Annotated in this window: 15 protein-coding genes and 1 pseudogene; 5 read left to right on the top strand and 11 right to left on the bottom strand. The window is 58.7% G+C overall.

Annotated features, from left to right (window positions below):
- Nucleotides 1-199: 199 nt before the first annotated feature.
- Together fabA and fabB are read left to right on the top strand one after the other, a co-directional pair.
- Nucleotides 200-715 carry a 3-hydroxyacyl-[acyl-carrier-protein] dehydratase FabA gene (gene fabA, locus DYL59_RS03430; protein WP_010211704.1) on the top strand — a complete coding sequence of 172 codons (516 nt, stop codon included), beginning with the start codon at nt 200-202 and terminating at the stop codon, nt 713-715.
- Nucleotides 716-726: 11 nt separating this feature from the next.
- Entirely contained in the window at nt 727-1,947 is a 1,221-nt protein-coding gene (fabB, locus tag DYL59_RS03425; protein WP_135287905.1) for a beta-ketoacyl-ACP synthase I, read from the top strand.
- Nucleotides 1,948-2,135: 188 nt separating this feature from the next.
- Here the strand turns inward: fabB and DYL59_RS31975 are convergent, their stop codons facing one another.
- The 3 genes and pseudogenes from DYL59_RS31975 to DYL59_RS03415 form a co-directional block, all read right to left on the bottom strand.
- Nucleotides 2,136-2,999, bottom strand: a complete 864-nt coding sequence (locus DYL59_RS31975; RefSeq protein WP_420359261.1) for a methyl-accepting chemotaxis protein — start codon at nt 2,997-2,999, stop codon at nt 2,136-2,138.
- A pseudogene (locus DYL59_RS31970) lies at nt 2,991-3,761 on the bottom strand (MCP four helix bundle domain-containing protein); the annotation flags it as partial. The pseudogene DYL59_RS31970 and the gene DYL59_RS31975, both read right to left, overlap by 9 nt.
- A 95-nt stretch (nt 3,762-3,856) precedes the next feature.
- Entirely contained in the window at nt 3,857-4,879 is a 1,023-nt protein-coding gene (locus tag DYL59_RS03415; protein ID WP_135287903.1) for an amidohydrolase family protein, read from the bottom strand.
- Between the two features lie 140 nt (nt 4,880-5,019).
- On the opposite strand from DYL59_RS03415, the gene DYL59_RS03410 reads away from it, so the two are divergent.
- A complete protein-coding gene (locus DYL59_RS03410) occupies nt 5,020-5,436 on the top strand; it encodes an OsmC family protein (protein WP_016974677.1) in 417 nt (138 codons plus the stop codon).
- A gap of 64 nt (nt 5,437-5,500) precedes the next feature.
- Entirely contained in the window at nt 5,501-6,367 is an 867-nt protein-coding gene (locus tag DYL59_RS03405; RefSeq protein ID WP_135287902.1) for a pirin family protein, read from the top strand.
- Nucleotides 6,368-6,476: 109 nt separating this feature from the next.
- Here the strand turns inward: DYL59_RS03405 and DYL59_RS03400 are convergent, their stop codons facing one another.
- From DYL59_RS03400 to DYL59_RS03385, 4 genes are all read right to left on the bottom strand, one after another.
- The gene (locus DYL59_RS03400; RefSeq protein ID WP_135287901.1) at nt 6,477-7,199 is read right to left on the bottom strand and encodes a dienelactone hydrolase family protein; all 723 of its coding nucleotides are present in this window, start codon (nt 7,197-7,199) and stop codon (nt 6,477-6,479) included.
- 183 nt (nt 7,200-7,382) lie between these two features.
- Entirely contained in the window at nt 7,383-9,287 is a 1,905-nt protein-coding gene (gene htpG, locus DYL59_RS03395) for a molecular chaperone HtpG (RefSeq protein WP_135287900.1), read from the bottom strand.
- Between the two features lie 88 nt (nt 9,288-9,375).
- Nucleotides 9,376-9,828, bottom strand: a complete 453-nt coding sequence (locus DYL59_RS03390) for a PaaI family thioesterase (protein WP_135287899.1) — start codon at nt 9,826-9,828, stop codon at nt 9,376-9,378.
- Nucleotides 9,825-10,301: a PaaI family thioesterase gene (locus DYL59_RS03385; protein ID WP_135287898.1), complete on the bottom strand. Its 477-nt coding sequence runs from the start codon at nt 10,299-10,301 to the stop codon at nt 9,825-9,827. Before DYL59_RS03385 ends, DYL59_RS03390 begins: the two co-directional genes overlap by 4 nt.
- Nucleotides 10,302-10,459: 158 nt before the next feature.
- On the opposite strand from DYL59_RS03385, the gene DYL59_RS03380 reads away from it, so the two are divergent.
- Entirely contained in the window at nt 10,460-10,711 is a 252-nt protein-coding gene (locus DYL59_RS03380; RefSeq protein WP_010211724.1) for a hypothetical protein, read from the top strand.
- A 102-nt stretch (nt 10,712-10,813) separates the two neighbouring features.
- Here the strand turns inward: DYL59_RS03380 and DYL59_RS03375 are convergent, their stop codons facing one another.
- The 4 genes from DYL59_RS03375 to sucC form a co-directional block, all read right to left on the bottom strand.
- Nucleotides 10,814-11,551, bottom strand: coding sequence for a DUF599 domain-containing protein (locus tag DYL59_RS03375; protein WP_135287897.1), 738 nt, complete (start codon nt 11,549-11,551; stop codon nt 10,814-10,816).
- Nucleotides 11,552-11,782: 231 nt separating this feature from the next.
- Nucleotides 11,783-13,096, bottom strand: coding sequence for a branched-chain amino acid transport system II carrier protein (brnQ, locus tag DYL59_RS03370; protein WP_135287896.1), 1,314 nt, complete (start codon nt 13,094-13,096; stop codon nt 11,783-11,785).
- 419 nt (nt 13,097-13,515) lie between these two features.
- Nucleotides 13,516-14,397, bottom strand: coding sequence for a succinate--CoA ligase subunit alpha (gene sucD / locus DYL59_RS03365; RefSeq protein ID WP_071496227.1), 882 nt, complete (start codon nt 14,395-14,397; stop codon nt 13,516-13,518).
- On the bottom strand, nt 14,397-15,563 hold the full coding sequence (gene sucC, locus DYL59_RS03360) for an ADP-forming succinate--CoA ligase subunit beta (protein ID WP_003233235.1): 1,167 nt from the start codon (nt 15,561-15,563) through the stop codon (nt 14,397-14,399). Before sucC ends, sucD begins: the two co-directional genes overlap by 1 nt.
- Nucleotides 15,564-15,765: the final 202 nt, after the last annotated feature.

The raw sequence follows: 15,765 nt of genomic DNA, 5'->3' as shown, positions 1-15,765 counted from the left end.
GTCTTAGGCACCCGAACGGGCCGATAAACAGGCCCGGTTTAAAATTTCAGTGAACAAGTGTACATTCAGTACCTTACCGCTGTGACTTTCACTACAACGCAATAGTCTATGTGTAGGCTGCCGACATGAGGCATGAACGCTTCATTCGGTTCGGGAAGATTTGCCCTACCCTGCCGCATGGGATTATTGAGGAGCTCGCATGACCAAACAAAACGCCTTTACTCGGGAAGACCTGCTGCGCTGCAGTCGCGGTGAGCTGTTCGGCCCAGGTAACGCGCAACTGCCCGCCCCGAACATGCTGATGGTGGATCGCATCACCCATATCAGCGAAGAGGGTGGCAAGTACGGCAAAGGTGAATTGGTCGCCGAGCTGGATATCACCCCGGACCTCTGGTTCTTTGCCTGCCATTTCGAAGGCGACCCTGTGATGCCAGGTTGCCTGGGCCTTGATGCCATGTGGCAGCTGGTCGGTTTCTTCCTCGGCTGGCAAGGCTTGCCGGGTCGCGGTCGCGCCCTGGGTTCGGGCGAAGTGAAGTTCTTTGGCCAGGTCCTGCCGACCGCCAAGAAAGTCACCTATAACATTCAGATCAAGCGCGTCCTCAAGGGCAAGCTGAACCTGGCCATCGCCGATGGTTCGGTGAGCGTCGACGGTCGCGAGATCTATACTGCCGAAGGCCTTCGGGTCGGCGTATTCACTTCCACTGACAACTTTTAAGGGTTATCCGCATGCGCCGCGTCGTTATCACTGGTCTGGGCATCGTTTCTTGCCTGGGCAATGACAAAGAGACCGTCACCGCTAACCTGCGTGCAAGTCGCCCTGGCATCCGCTTCAACCCGGAATATGCCGAAATGGGTCTGCGTAGCCAGGTTTCCGGCTCCATCGACCTGCCCCTCGAAGAGCTGATTGATCGCAAGATCTACCGCTTCGTCGGCCACGCTGCCGCCTACGCCTACCTGGCCATGAAAGACGCCATCGCCGACTCCGGCCTGAGCGAAGACCAGGTTTCCAACGTACGCACCGGCCTGATCGCAGGCTCGGGCGGCGCATCCACCCTGAACCAGATGGAAGCGCTGGACATCCTGCGCGAAAAAGGCGTGAAGCGCGTTGGCCCGTACCGTGTAACGCGGACCATGGGCAGCACCGTTTCGGCCTGCCTGGCCACGCCATTTGCCATCAAGGGCGTGAACTACTCGATCTCTTCGGCTTGCGCCACCAGTGCTCACTGCATCGGTACCGCAGTCGAGCAGATCCAGCTGGGCAAACAGGACATCGTGTTCGCCGGCGGCGGTGAAGAAGAACATTGGAGCCAGTCGTTCCTGTTCGACGCCATGGGCGCACTGTCCACCCAGTACAACGAAACTCCGGAGAAGGCCTCCCGCGCCTACGACGCCAAGCGTGACGGTTTCGTCATCGCCGGCGGTGGCGGCATGGTGGTGGTCGAGGAGCTGGAACACGCCCTGGCCCGTGGCGCCAAGATCTACGCGGAAATCGTTGGCTACGGCGCGACGTCCGACGGCTACGACATGGTTGCGCCAAGCGGTGAAGGCGCCATCCGCTGCATGCAGATGGCAATGTCCACCGTGGATACCCCAATCGACTACCTGAACACCCACGGCACCTCGACCCCGGTCGGCGATGCCAAGGAAATGGAAGGTGTACGTGCGGTATTCGGCGACAAGGCACCGGCCATCAGCTCCACCAAGAGCCTGTCGGGTCACTCCCTGGGCGCCGCCGGCGTTCACGAAGCGATCTACTGCTTGCTGATGATGGAAGGCAACTTCATTGCCGGTTCGGCCAACATCGATGAGCTGGACCCAGCTGTCGCTGACATGCCGATCCAGCTCAAGACCGTTGAAAACGCCAAGATCGACACCGTGATGAGCAACAGCTTCGGCTTCGGTGGCACTAACGCCACCCTGGTGCTGAAACGCTGGCAGGGTCAGTAAGACCTGTAGCTTGATTGCATGAAAAAGCCCCGACTGGTTCGGGGCTTTTTTATGGGCGACTGGATTTGAGACCGAGCCGCCTGCTTCGCGAACAAGCCCGCTCCCACACTTGACCGAGTACATCCTGTGGAATGCGGTCAAATGTGGGAGCGGGCTTGCTCGCGAAGGGGCCAACCAGGTTCTGAGCCCTACACGGAGAACCGCGCCACCATGCTATTAAGCCCCACCGCCAACCGCGACAACTCCTGGCTCGCCGCGCTCGTCTGATTGGCCCCTGCTGATGTCTGATGCGCCAAATCGCGAATATTCATCAAATTGCGATCCACCTCCCGCGCTACCGCCGCCTGCTGCTCCGACGCGCTGGCGATCACCAGGTTGCGCTCATTGATCAGGGTGAACGCCGACGCAATCGCCTCCAACGCGATCCCTGCCGATTTTGCGATATCCAGCGTGGACCGAGCACGCGTGTTGCTCTGCTGCATCGAACTGACCGCCTGATCAGTGCCCTGCTGAATCCCACTGATCATCTGCTCAATCTCGCGGGTGGACTGCTGGGTACGATGGGCCAAGGCCCGCACCTCGTCGGCGACCACGGCAAACCCTCTGCCGGCATCCCCGGCCCGCGCCGCTTCAATCGCCGCATTGAGCGCCAGCAGGTTGGTCTGCTCGGCAATCGAACGGATCACATCCAACACCTTGCTGATGCCATAGACCTTCTGCGCCAAGTCTTCGACCTGCGTCACGTTGTCAGTCACATCGGTGGCCAGCGCTTCAATCGACACCACCGTTTGCTGCACCTGCTCACGCCCTTGCTGGGCGATGCGGTCGGACTCACGGGACGCCTGGGACGTGGCCACCGCGTTGCTCGCCACTTCCTCCACCGCCATCGTCATCTGGTTGACCGCCGTGGCGGCTTGTTCGATTTCCTGGTTTTGCTGGTTCAAACCGCGAGTTGCATCCTCGGTGACGCAACTGAGTTCTTCGGAAGCGGAAGCCAGCTGGTTCGATGACTCGGCAATCTGGCGAATCGTATCGCGCAGGGTCTCCTGCATCTCCTTGAGGGCCTGCTGCAAGCGTGCCGGCTCATCCTTGCCACTGACACTGATCTGCGCAGTGAGGTCACCCCCGGCAACGCCCTGGGCGACTTTGAGCGACTGTGCCAGCGGCAGCACGATGCTGCGGGTCAGCCATACCGCCAAGCCGATGGTGACCAGCGCCGCAAGCGCGATCATGCCGATGACCCAACTGCGCGACTGGCTGAATACGCTTTGTGACTGGCTGGCCGCCTGATTGGCATTGGCCTTGTTGAGGCTCACCAGCTCATGCAGGGTCTTGGCCATGTCATCGGCCAGTTGATTCATTTCGCCGTTGACGACCCTGATTGCCTCGTCCAACTGATTGGCCTTGGAAAACCCCATGACCTGCTCCTGGCGTTGCAGGTACTGCTGCTCCTGGGCCTTGAAGCGATCAAATAACGCGCGCTCCTGCGGTAACACGATCAGCGCTTCATACAGGGCCTGGGCCTGATGCAGGCCATTTTTCAGGTCGGTGAGTTTCTGTTCATTCTGAGTCAAGGATTGGGGGTCGCGGTTGATCAATAGCCGCAGCGTCAACGCACGAATTCGCAACAGGTCCTGGCTCATCTCCCCCACCGCCATCACGCTGGGCAGCCAATTGCTCTCCACTTGCTCCGACTGCTGGCGCATATTGGCCATCTGCAACAGGGCAAAGGCACCCAGGGCAAACACCATCAACCCCAGTACGCCGAACCCCAATCCTGCCCGTGGGGCGATATTCAAACTTCTGATACTCATGCCCTGGTTCCTTCCAAATGCGCTGCATCCGATTGCAGCTGGCTCTTGAAAGGTATCGGCGCCTGAGCTTTTTTACGTAAGACGAAAACGCGATATCAACGCGCAACCTCATCGCGAGCGGTTTTAGGCAGGATGCTCAGGAAATTGTCACGGGCGACTTTGTGCGCGACTGTTTCGGGCAAAGCGTCGAGAAAGGGATCAAAGCGGCGCATTTCCTTACCCAGCTTGTTGAAGCGCCCTACCACGTCCGACCCCAACATAAAGCGCTCCGGGAAGCGCTCTACCAGCTTTACCCACTCCGCGCGGGGCTTGCCTGCATCATCGAGCAAATACGGCGTGAGCATGCTCCAGGACAGGTCGATGTACAGATTCGGATAGGCTTCCAACAGGCGACTCAAAGTGGGCAGTAAAAAGTCCATCTGCACCTGGTGCCGATGGATCTCCTTGCTGGTACCGCCATGGGCCCAAATAAACCGAGTGTGCGGATGATTGCGCAGCGGCTCTTCCACTTCCGCCAGGTACAGCGGGTTGCGCTCGCGCTTGGAGGTGATATTGGAATGCAGCATCACCGGCAAATCGTTTTCGGCTGCCAGGTGGTAAATGCGCGTCATCGCCTCGTTATTGGCACGAGGCGTGTCACCGGCAGTCAGGGCAGTGAGGTCATCATGACGGGTGAAGACCTCGCCAATGCCCTGCCAAAGGCCGGGGTTGAGGTCGAGCATGCGCCGGATATGCGCAGCGGAATTCTTGTCATTGGGATTGAACCCCGACAAAAACGGATGCAACTGGCGCCGCTGTTCGGGCGCCAGTTTGTTCACGGCAGCTGCGACGATTACATCGGTGGCGCTGTACCAATAGGCATCGGCGTCATCGCCAGCGTAATAGCGTGGACGCTTGGGTTCGTCTTCGTGCCACTTCTTCGCGACCGGGATACCGGAAATCATCACATGCTCGATGTGATTGTCAGCCATGGCCTTGAGCAATGCGTCCATGCCTGCGGTTTCCTGGAAAAAATCCACGTAATGCAGGTGCGCATCGCTGTAGGCATAGTCGCGAGCCTGCGTGGGAAGGCTGCTGACAGCAAATAACAGGGCAAGGCTCAAGCGAGTCCAGGGCACGATAAAACCTCGAAAAGGGCTGATACGGGTAGACCTTGGGTGCTGCGCCGGGGTTCATCCAACAAAAAACACGGAACACCTAAGTGCCAGCATGCTCTATAACTGCATGACCTTCATCCTGCCACCTCGTGAGGTTTGCCATGCCTGTTACCGTCAACACCCTGAACCACGACAACTTTCGCCACAGCGTGAACATCAACAACCACGAACTGTTCACCGACCTGCCCAAGAGCCTGGGTGGTGATGACTCGGCGCCCTCCCCCCATGACTATTTCGACGCTGCCCTGGCCTCGTGCAAGGCGTTGACCGTCAAACTGTACGCGCAGAAGAAAGACATCCCCCTCACCGGCGTCACCGTGGAGGTTACTCACGACAGCACCGAGGAGCAAAAAGGCAAATACAAGCTCAACGTCAAGCTCACCCTCAAGGGTGTACTCACCGACGAACAGCGCGATGAGCTGCACCGCGTGGCCGATCGCTGCCCAGTGCATAAGCTGATGACCACGGCCGAGGTGACCATTGAGACAAAACTGTCGGAAGGTGCTTTCAGCCAATAGCACCAACGTCCCGTCGAGCGGGTTATGCTCAGCAGCATCCAACCCGCTCAGACAGGGACGCACCATGACCACCCTCACCGTGATCCGCCCTCGCGCCGAAGACGTCGAAGGCCAACCGATCCTGCGGCCGCTGCCCTCGCGGGAATGCCGCGCCGTCGGGCCGTTTGTGTTTTTCGACCACATGCTGCTCACACGCTACGCGCCGGGCAGCGGCATGAATATCCGCCAGCACCCACACATTGGGCTCTCCACCCTCACCTACCTGTTCGAAGGCGCCCTGCAACACAAGGACAGCCTCGGTTCGGACCAAGTGGTTCAGGCCGGTGACGTCAGCTGGATGACCGCCGGCAGCGCGATTGCCCACGTCGAACGCACCCCCGAGGCGCTCAAGGCCAGCGGCTTCAGCCTGCACGGGCTGCAAGTGTGGCTGGCCTCGCCCCAGGACCACGAAACCGGCCCAGGCCACTACAGCCATCACCCGGCGGCCAGCCTACCCGTCAGTGACAACCTGGGCGTGCAGATCCGCCTGATTGCCGGTGATGGTTTCTGCCTCAAGTCTCCCGTGCCGGTGCTCTCACCTACGTTGTATGCCGAAGTGCACATGCAAACGGCCACTACGTTGCTGATCCCCGATGAGCATGAGGAACGGGCGGTGTATGTGCTGGACGGTGAAGCGCAGTTGGATGGTGAGCCGCTGGAAGCCCACAGTCTGGTGGTGTTGCCGGCAGGCCAGGAGCTGGCGCTGTTTGCCGAGACCGATTGCCATCTGGTGGTGTTTGGCGGAGCGCCGCTGGATGGGCCGCGAAGGATCAATTGGAATTTTGTGGCGAGCGATCCGGCGGTGATCGAACAAGCGCGGCAGCGCTGGGCGGCGGGGGATTGGCCGACGGTGCCGGGTGAAACAGACAGGATTGAGTTGCCTGTGAGATAGCATTCGCGAGCAAGCCCGCTCCCACATTCAACCGCGTTTATTCTGAAGAAATACGGTCGAATGTGGGAGCGGGCTTGCTCGCGAAGAGGCCATAACAGACGCTAAAGCTTTAGCCCCCGAACACTTCATCCAACAAATCATGCATCGCCTTGAACGCCCGCCTAGCGGTCTTGGCGTCGTACATCATCTTGCCCGGCACATTGGCGTGCGGGTCGGTGAAGGAATGCACCGCACCGCCAAAGCTGTGCAACTGCCAATCCACACCAGCGGCGTTCATCTCTTCTTCAAACGCAGGTAACTGCTCTCTCGGCACCAACGGGTCGGATGCACCGTGCAGAACCAACACTGAACCCTTGACGTGTTTCGCGCCTGCCGGGTTCTGGGTATCGATGGTGCCGTGGAATGAAACGGCGGCCTTCAACGGCGCACCTGTACGTGCCAGCTCCAGCGAGCAGAAGCCGCCAAAGCAGAAGCCAAAGGTCGCAAGCTTGGCGGTATCCACTTCGGCCTGGCCCTGCAGTTGCTCAAAGGCCGCCTGCATACGCTTGAGCAGTTCCGGGTTGTCGTTCTTCAACGGCATCATCGCCGCACCGGCTTCATCGCCATTGGTCGGGCGCACGGTCTGTCCGTACAGGTCGGCAACCAGCACAACGTAGCCTTTGCCGGCCACGCTCTTGGCAATCTCTTCGGCACCTGCACTCACCCCCATCCAGTTCGGCGCCATCAGCAGGCCCGGCAACGGGCCCTGGTGGCTGGCATCGAACGCCAGGCGGCTTTCATAGGACTGGCCATCAATCTGATAGACCACGGAACGCACAGTGACTTGGCTCATCTTTTTTCTCCGGTGGAGGTGCACATCATCCCATCTGTAGGAGCGAGCTTGCTCGCGAAGGTCGTCAACAACAACGCGGGCGCTCTGGATCAACGCGTTGTCTGGACGTTTTTCGCGAGCAAGCTCGCTCCTACAGGGGGCAGAATGAAAAAGCCCGCCGAAGCGGGCTTTTCAACAACGGTGTCAGACCGACAGTTCAACCAACAGCTTGTTCAGGCGGCGCACGTAAGCGGCCGGGTCTTTGAGGCTGTCGCCAGCGGCCAGGGCCGCCTGGTCGAAGAGGATGTGCGACAGGTCGCCAAACCGCTCTTCGCTCTGCTCGCCATCGAGTTTCTCGATCAGCGGGTGAGCCGGGTTGAATTCGAAGATCGGCTTGGAATCCGGCACCTTCTGGCCGCTGGCTTCGAGGATCTGGCGCATCTGCATGCCCAGGTCCTGCTCGCCAATGGCCAGGATCGCCGGAGAATCGGTCAGGCGGTGGGAAACCCGCACTTCGCTGACCGCATCACCCAGAGAAGCCTTGATCCGCTCAACCAGGCCTTCTTTGGCTTTGGCGACTTCTTCGGCTTCCTTCTTCTCTTCTTCGGAGTCCAGGTTACCCAGGTCCAGGTCACCACGGGCCACGTCAACGAAGGACTTGCCGTCGAATTCGTTGAGGTAGCTCATCAGCCACTCGTCGATACGGTCGGTGAGCAGCAGCACTTCGATGCCTTTCTTGCGAAAGACTTCCAGGTGCGGGCTGTTCTTGACCTGGGCGTAGGTTTCGCCGGTCAGGTAGTAGATCTTGTCCTGACCTTCCTTGGCGCGCGCCAGGTACTCGGCCAAGGACACCACTTGCTCGCCGTCTTCGCCTTGGGTGGAGGCAAAACGCAGCAGGCCGGCGATTTTTTCCTTGTTGGCAAAATCTTCGGCAGGGCCTTCTTTCATGACCTGGCCGAAGTTTTTCCAGAAGCCTTTGTATTGCTCAGGCTCGTTCTTCGCCAGTTTTTCCAGCATGTCGAGTACGCGCTTGGTCAGCGCCGACTTCATGGAGTCGATGATCGGGTCTTTCTGCAGGATTTCCCGCGATACGTTCAGCGACAGGTCATTGGAGTCGACCACGCCTTTGATAAAGCGCAGGTACAACGGCAGGAAGGATTCCGCCTGGTCCATCACGAACACGCGCTGCACGTAGAGCTTCAGGCCTTTTGGCGCTTCACGCTGGTACAGGTCGAACGGCGCACGCGCCGGCACGTAGAGCAACGAGGTGTATTCCAGCTTGCCTTCGACCTTGTTGTGGGTCCAGCTCAGCGGGTTCTCGTAGTCGTGACCGATGTGTTTGTAGAACTCCTGGTATTCCTCGTCCTTGATCTCGGTACGCGGACGGGTCCACAGGGCACTGGCGCGGTTGACGGTTTCCCATTCCAGCGCTGGCTGCTCTTCGCCTTCAGCGGCTGCCTGTTCTTTTGGCAGTTCGATCGGCAAAGCGATGTGGTCGGAATACTTTTTGATGATGTTGCGCAGGCGCCAGCCATCGGCGAACTCGTCTTCACCGTCCTTGAGGTGCAGCACGATGCGGGTGCCACGGTCAGCCTTGTCGATAGTGGCGATTTCAAACTCGCCCTCGCCTTTGGACGACCAGTGCACACCTTCACTGGCCGGCTGGCCGGCGCGGCGGCTGAACACTTCAACCTTGTCGGCGACGATGAAGGCCGAGTAGAAGCCCACGCCAAACTGGCCGATCAGGTGCGAATCTTTTTTCTGGTCGCCCGACAGGTTCTTCATGAAATCTGCGGTGCCGGATTTGGCGATGGTCCCCAGATGGGTGATCGCGTCCTCACGGCTCATGCCGATACCGTTGTCTTCGAGAGTGACGGTCTTGGCGTCTTTGTCGAAGCTCACACGGATTTTCAGTTCGGCGCCACCTTCCAGCAATTCAGGCTTGGACAGGGCTTCGAAACGTAATTTGTCGACAGCGTCAGAGGCGTTCGAGATCAATTCGCGAAGGAAAATTTCCTTGTTGGAATACAGCGAATGGATCATGAGGTGCAGCAGTTGCTTCACCTCGGTCTGGAAGCCCAGGGTTTCCTTTTGAGTTTCCACACTCATGGTCATCAAACTCCAATTGGATGGCAGTGGCCGCCCCGCAAAGGTGGGCGGCGGGTTGTCATCAAAGTTGGGGGCTATCACCAGGATTTCAAGAGCAGCCAGGTTCCTCGATTTTGAAATGGGCGCGGGCGGTGGCAATCGGCTCGACCGCAGTGCTCTGCCACGCGGTTATGGCCACGTTTGCCACCCGCCGCCCCTGGCGCCATACCTGGCATTTGGCGTAAGTGTCCCGGAACTGGCCTGCGCGCAGGTAATCCAGCGAGAAGTCGATGATCTTCGGCAAGCCCGGCGCCCCCGTGAACACCAACAAATGCAGGGCCGCCGACAGCTCCATAAAACCGGCAATCACGCCGCCATGGAGCGCCGGCAATATCGGGTTACCAATATTGTCCTTACTGGCTGGCAGGCGAAACAGCAACTCATCGCCCAGGCGTGTGCATTCGATGCCGATCAGTTTGGCGTAGGGGATCAGGTCCAGCAGCGCATCATAATTACCCCGGGCGTGGGCCTGTTCCAGGCGCGTCTTGAATCGGTGCGTCATGCTGGCTCACCTTCGATCGTGCTCCCCAACCCCTGTGTGCCCTTGAGGCGCTTGCCCATGCGCATGAACGTGCCCACCACATGGGCGATGGGCTGTTGCGGGTCATCCTGGTAGGCAAAGCCACGGGTGAAGATCACATCGGTGGTCACCCGATAGCATTGGGCAAAACCGTACACCGGCTTATGCGGCTCAGCTGGGTGCATGTAGTCGATGCGCAGGTCGAGGGTCGGGCACACCTCGAACTGCGGTAATACGCACAGGGTGGCCATGCCGCAGGCGGTGTCCATCAGGGAGGTCAAGGCGCCGCCGTGGATCACACCGGTCTGGGGGTCACCCACAAGTTGCGGGGCGTAGGGCATAAGCAAAGTAATGCCCTGCTCGCTCGCATCATGGGCGCTGATACCCAGTACCTGACAATGGCGCAAGGCCGAAACAAAACGCGTCGCGCGCTCTAATAAAGGGTTTTCGGTCATTCGTTCCAGACTCTTATTAGTGTTGATCGGCAAAATCTACGGCGCGGCAAAAAGTTCCTTTAAGTCAGGGGTTTATATATCTACAGAATAAAAGGAACTAATGCCGAACCGCCATGCTCGAAAGGCCAGTAGATATCCTCAATAAGGAGAAACACCCCATGCGTAAGACTCTAGCTATTTCCATGATGCTCGCCGCTGCCCTCGGCCTGGCCGCCTGCGACAAGAAATCCGAAGACAAAGCCCAAGATGCCGCTGCACATTCTGAGCAAGCTCAGAAAGACATGGCGAAGGCTCAGGATAAGGTGAACGACGCTGCGAAAGAAAACGCCGATGCTGCCAAAGCTCAGGCTGAATCGAACGAAGCCGCCGCAAAAGAAGCAGCACCAGCAACACCTGCCACCGGTTCTTAAGACCGCGGCTTGAAGTAGCTGTACTGCAAAAAGAAAGCCCGCTTAGATAGCGGGCTTTACTTTGTCTGCTGTTTTAGTCTGATAACTCATTCACTGAATGGATTAAGCAGGTTCTTTGACAGGCTCGGGCAATGGCATATCGGTGGGCGTATAGACCATCACTTGCAGTACGTCGGAATGAAACTCGCGACGATACAGCACCAGCACTACCCCACTGCTCATCAACATGAATAACCATGGGCTGACAAACCACGCCAGCATGGTCATGCCGAAATAATAAGAACGCAGGCCAAAGTTGAACTGGTTGGCCGCCATGGAAATCACCCGCGCCGCCCGCAGGGCGAAGGCATTGCGCTCCTGCTCCGACACATGGCGCTCGCCAATCATCGGCGCCGACCCCACCAGCACCGCGGCAAAGTTGTACTGGCGCATGCACCAACTAAACGTGAAGAACGCATAGACAAACACCAGCGCCAGGCACAGCAGTTTGATTTCCGACATACCCTGGGACGCCTGTTGCACCATCGGAATATCTGCCAGCAACGACACCGCCCGCTCCGACGCGCCGAGCACGGTGAGAATGCCCGCAAGGATAATCAAGGTGCTGGAGGCAAAGAACGAGGCGTTGCGTTCCAGGTTGCCGATCACGCTGGCGTCGGCGATGCGGTTATCCCGCAGCAGCATGCGGCGCATCCAGTCTTCGCGATACAGGTGCAGCACACTGGCCAGGCATGCGGTGTCGCGGGCTTTCCAGGTGGCGTAGCGGGTGTAACCGCCCCAGCACAGGGCGAACCAGAAGGCGGCGAGCAGGTGGATCTGGTTGGCTTCGACGAACGACATGTAGGTCCTTGTACATAGTGAGTGAAGGTTAACGCGATCAAAATGTGGGAGGGGGCTTGCCCCCGATGAGGGTGTGTCAGCTGAAGGCTGCTGTGACTGACCCACTGTAATCGGGAGCAAGCCCCCTCCCACATTTAAAAGCATTCCAACTGTAGAAGGTGTTGCCTCATCAGCATAAAAAATGCCCCGTATCGATTGATACGGGGCATTTCGATACAGCGTGAAACCGGCTTAAGCGATCGCTTCGCTGCGCTTGCCCAGCAGACGGTCAATCACCACCGCCACGACCAGCACCATCACCGATGGCACCAGCCAGGCCAAGCCCTGCTCGCTCAGCGGCAGGTTCAGCAACTGCGCAGGCATCCAATCTGCCAGGCCTGCACCCTTGAGCGCATCGATGCTGCCAAAGATGAACGACACCAGCATCACCGGGCCAACGATGCGACCCTGCTCTTGCCAGAAGTCTTTGCAGAAGCTCAGAGCCACCAGCACGATGCACGGTGGGTAGATCGCCGTCAGTACCGGGATCGAGAAGGCAATCAGCTTGGTCAGGCCCAGGTTGGACACGAACAGCGAGAACAGCGCCAGAATCACTACCAGGGTCTTGTAGGACAGCGGCAGGATCTTGCTGAAGTATTCGGCGCAGGCGCAGGTCAGGCCTACGGCGGTGACCAGGCACGCCAGGGAGATCAGCACGGCCAGGAAGCCGCTGCCCAAAGAACCAAAGGTGTGTTGTACGTAGGCGTGCAGTACCGCAGCACCGTTGCTGGCACCAGCAGCCACCGCATGGCTGCCCGCCCCCAGGCGGAACAGACTGATGTACACCAGGGCCAGGCCCACACCGGCGATCAGGCCGGCGATGATCGCGTAGCGGGTGATCAGCTTCGGCGAGTCGACGCCACGGGAACGGATCGCATTGACGATCACGATGCCGAACACCAGCGCGCCCAGGGTATCCATGGTCAGGTAACCATTGATGAAGCCCTGGGAAAACGGTGCGGCGACGTATTCAGGGGTCGCGACGCCCACCTCACCGGCCGGCAGCGCGAACGCGGCGATGCCCAGCACGGCCAGGGCGATGATCTTCAGCGGCGCAAGAAAGCGACCTACGGTGTCCAGCAGTCGCCCTGGGTACAGGGATACGAAGAACACCACCAGGAAATACACCGAACTGTAGAGGAACAGCGCCAGCGGGCTTTCACCGGTCAGCGGCGCCAGGCCCACTTCGAAAGACACGGTCGCCGTACGCGGGGTAGCGAACAGCGGCCCTACCGCCAGATACGCTGCCGCCGCCAGCAGGCCACCGGCGATCTTGCCGATCGGGCTGCTCAAGGCGTCCATACCGCCGCCGACCTTGGCCAGGGCGATCACGGTAACCACCGGCAAACCCACTGCGGTGATCAAAAAGCCCAGCGCTGCCATCCAGACGTGAGGACCGGACTGCAAACCAACGATAGGCGGGAAGATGATGTTGCCGGCGCCCACGAACAGGGCAAAGGTCATAAAGCCCAACGCCAGGACATCCTGGCTTTTCAACACTTTCATTTCGGGAAATACCACACTACTGAATCGGAATTTAGAGAGGGATTCCCTGTGGATGAGGGAAGTACTGCCAGCCCTGATGGGGGCCGACCGGTCTAGCGCGCGGCTTCCTTTTGGGAGGCACACGCATAAAGAGGCGGCTAGGGTACAGAAATTGGCTGACAAACGCACTGTTGCGGGGCGCACTGTCCGATAAGCGACATCCAAATGTCGCGTTTTCATACCTAATTTGACAATACGGGCAACAAATGTGGGAGCGGGCTTGCTCGCGAAGGCGGTGGTTCAGTCAACTTATGCATCGGCTGACACACTGCATTCGCGAGCAAGCCCGCTCCCACATTTTGATCTTCACCAGATCCGAAATGCACAAAGGCCACCCGAAGGTGGCCTTTGCTTGGTAAAGCGTCAGTTAAGCGCGAGGCTTACTTGACAGCCCAACCGGTCAGCTCGGCCAGGGCCTTGCCGATGTCTGCCAGCGAACGCACGGTTTTTACGCCTGCGTCTTGCAGTGCAGCGAATTTCTCGTCTGCAGTGCCTTTGCCGCCAGAGATGATTGCGCCAGCATGGCCCATGCGCTTGCCAGCAGGGGCAGTCACACCAGCGATGTAGGAAACAACCGGCTTGGTCACGTGTGCCTTGATGTAGGCAGCCGCTTCTTCTTCAGCCGAACCGCCGATCTCACCGATCATCACGATCGCTTCGGTCTTCGGGTCTTCCTGGAACAGCTTCAGGATGTCGATGAAGTTCGAACCTGGGATCGGGTCACCGCCGATGCCGACGCAAGTCGACTGACCGAAACCGGCGTCAGTAGTCTGCTTAACAGCTTCGTAGGTCAGGGTGCCGGAACGGGAAACGATACCGACTTTGCCTGGCAAGTGAATGTGACCTGGCATGATGCCGATCTTGCATTCGCCTGGGGTGATCACGCCTGGGCAGTTAGGGCCGATCAGGGTAACACCCAGCTCGTCGCACTTAACTTTAGCGTCCAGCATGTCCAGGGTAGGAATGCCTTCGGTGATGCAGACGATCAGCTTGATGCCGCCGAAGGCTGCTTCCAGGATCGAGTCTTTGCAGAAAGGAGCTGGAACGTAGATCACGCTGGCGGTGGCGCCAGTGGCAGCTACAGCGTCTTTCACGGTGTTGAACACTGGCAGGCCCAGGTGCTCGGTGCCGCCTTTGCCTGGAGTTACGCCGCCAACCATCTTGGTGCCGTATTCGATGGCTTGCTGGGTGTGGAAACTACCTTGCGAACCGGTAATACCCTGGCAGATAACTTTGGTGTCTTTATTGATCAGGACGCTCATTATTTGCCCTCCGCAGCTTTGACAACTTGTTGAGCAGCGTCGGTCAGGCTGGTAGCCGCGATGATGTTCAAACCGCTTTCTGCCAGTACTTTAGCGCCCAGTTCAGCGTTGTTACCTTCAAGGCGAACAACAACCGGGATTTTAACGCCAACTTCTTTCACTGCACCGATGATGCCTTCGGCAATCATGTCGCAACGAACGATGCCGCCGAAGATGTTGACCAGTACTGCAGCGACGTTGGAGTCGGACAGGATGATCTTGAAGGCTTCGGTAACGCGTTCTTTGGTAGCACCACCACCTACGTCGAGGAAGTTGGCTGGTTTGCCGCCATGCAGGTTGACGATGTCCATGGTACCCATGGCCAGGCCAGCACCGTTGACCATGCAACCGATGTTACCTTCCAGGGCTACGTAGTTCAGTTCGAACTTGGCAGCGTGCGCTTCGCGCGGATCGTCTTGCGACGGATCGTGGAAAGTCTTCAGCTTAGGCTGACGGTACATGGCGTTGGCGTCGATGTTGATCTTGGCGTCCAGGCAGTGCAGATCGCCATCAGCCTTGATCACCAGCGGGTTCACTTCCAGCAGAGCCAGATCGTGATCCTGGAACAGCTTGGCCAGACCTACGAAGATCTTGGCGAACTGGGCAACTTGCTTGCCTTCCAGGCCCAGCTGGAAAGCCAGCTCGCGACCCTGGAATGGCTGAGCGCCAACCAGTGGATCGATAGTGGCTTTCAGAATTTTTTCTGGGGTTTCGTGAGCGATTTTCTCGATGTCCACGCCACCTTCGGTGGAAGCCATGAACACGATGCGGCGGCTCGAACGGTCAACGACAGCGCCCAGGTACAGCTCTTTAGCGATATCAGTGCACGATTCAACCAGGATCTTGGTGACTGGCTGGCCATTGGCATCAGTCTGGTAAGTCACCAGACGCTTGCCCAGCCACTGCTGTGCGAAGGCCTTGGCGTCTTCTTTGCTGCGAACCAGCTTAACGCCGCCCGCTTTACCGCGACCACCAGCGTGGACCTGGGCTTTGACAACCCACTCGGTACCACCGATTTTGTCGCAAGCTTCTGCTGCTGCTTCCGGGGTGTCTACTGCGTAGCCCTTGGATACTGGCAGGCCGTATTCAGCGAACAGCTGCTTACCCTGATACTCGTGAAGATTCATGCTTTTTACCGTCTTCGTTAGGTACTGCGCATTCGGCGCTGCGCTCATTATGAGTGCCGCGCCACCTGTGACTGCTGCTTGCGCAACCTGCGGGGCTCAGGGCCCGTAAAGCTGCGCAAGACTGCGTCCAGCGGATATTCCGCGGTGAGTCTTGCTCGCAAGGCTCACGACGGGCAACTCCGCCGTGGTTTCTTATTATCTC

Origin of the sequence: Pseudomonas kairouanensis, from assembly GCF_004682055.1 — a bacterium.
Taxonomy (GTDB): domain Bacteria; phylum Pseudomonadota; class Gammaproteobacteria; order Pseudomonadales; family Pseudomonadaceae; genus Aquipseudomonas; species Aquipseudomonas kairouanensis.
The sequence above is the reverse complement of the archived record's forward strand: the minus strand, read 5'-3'. Positions and strand labels throughout refer to the sequence as shown.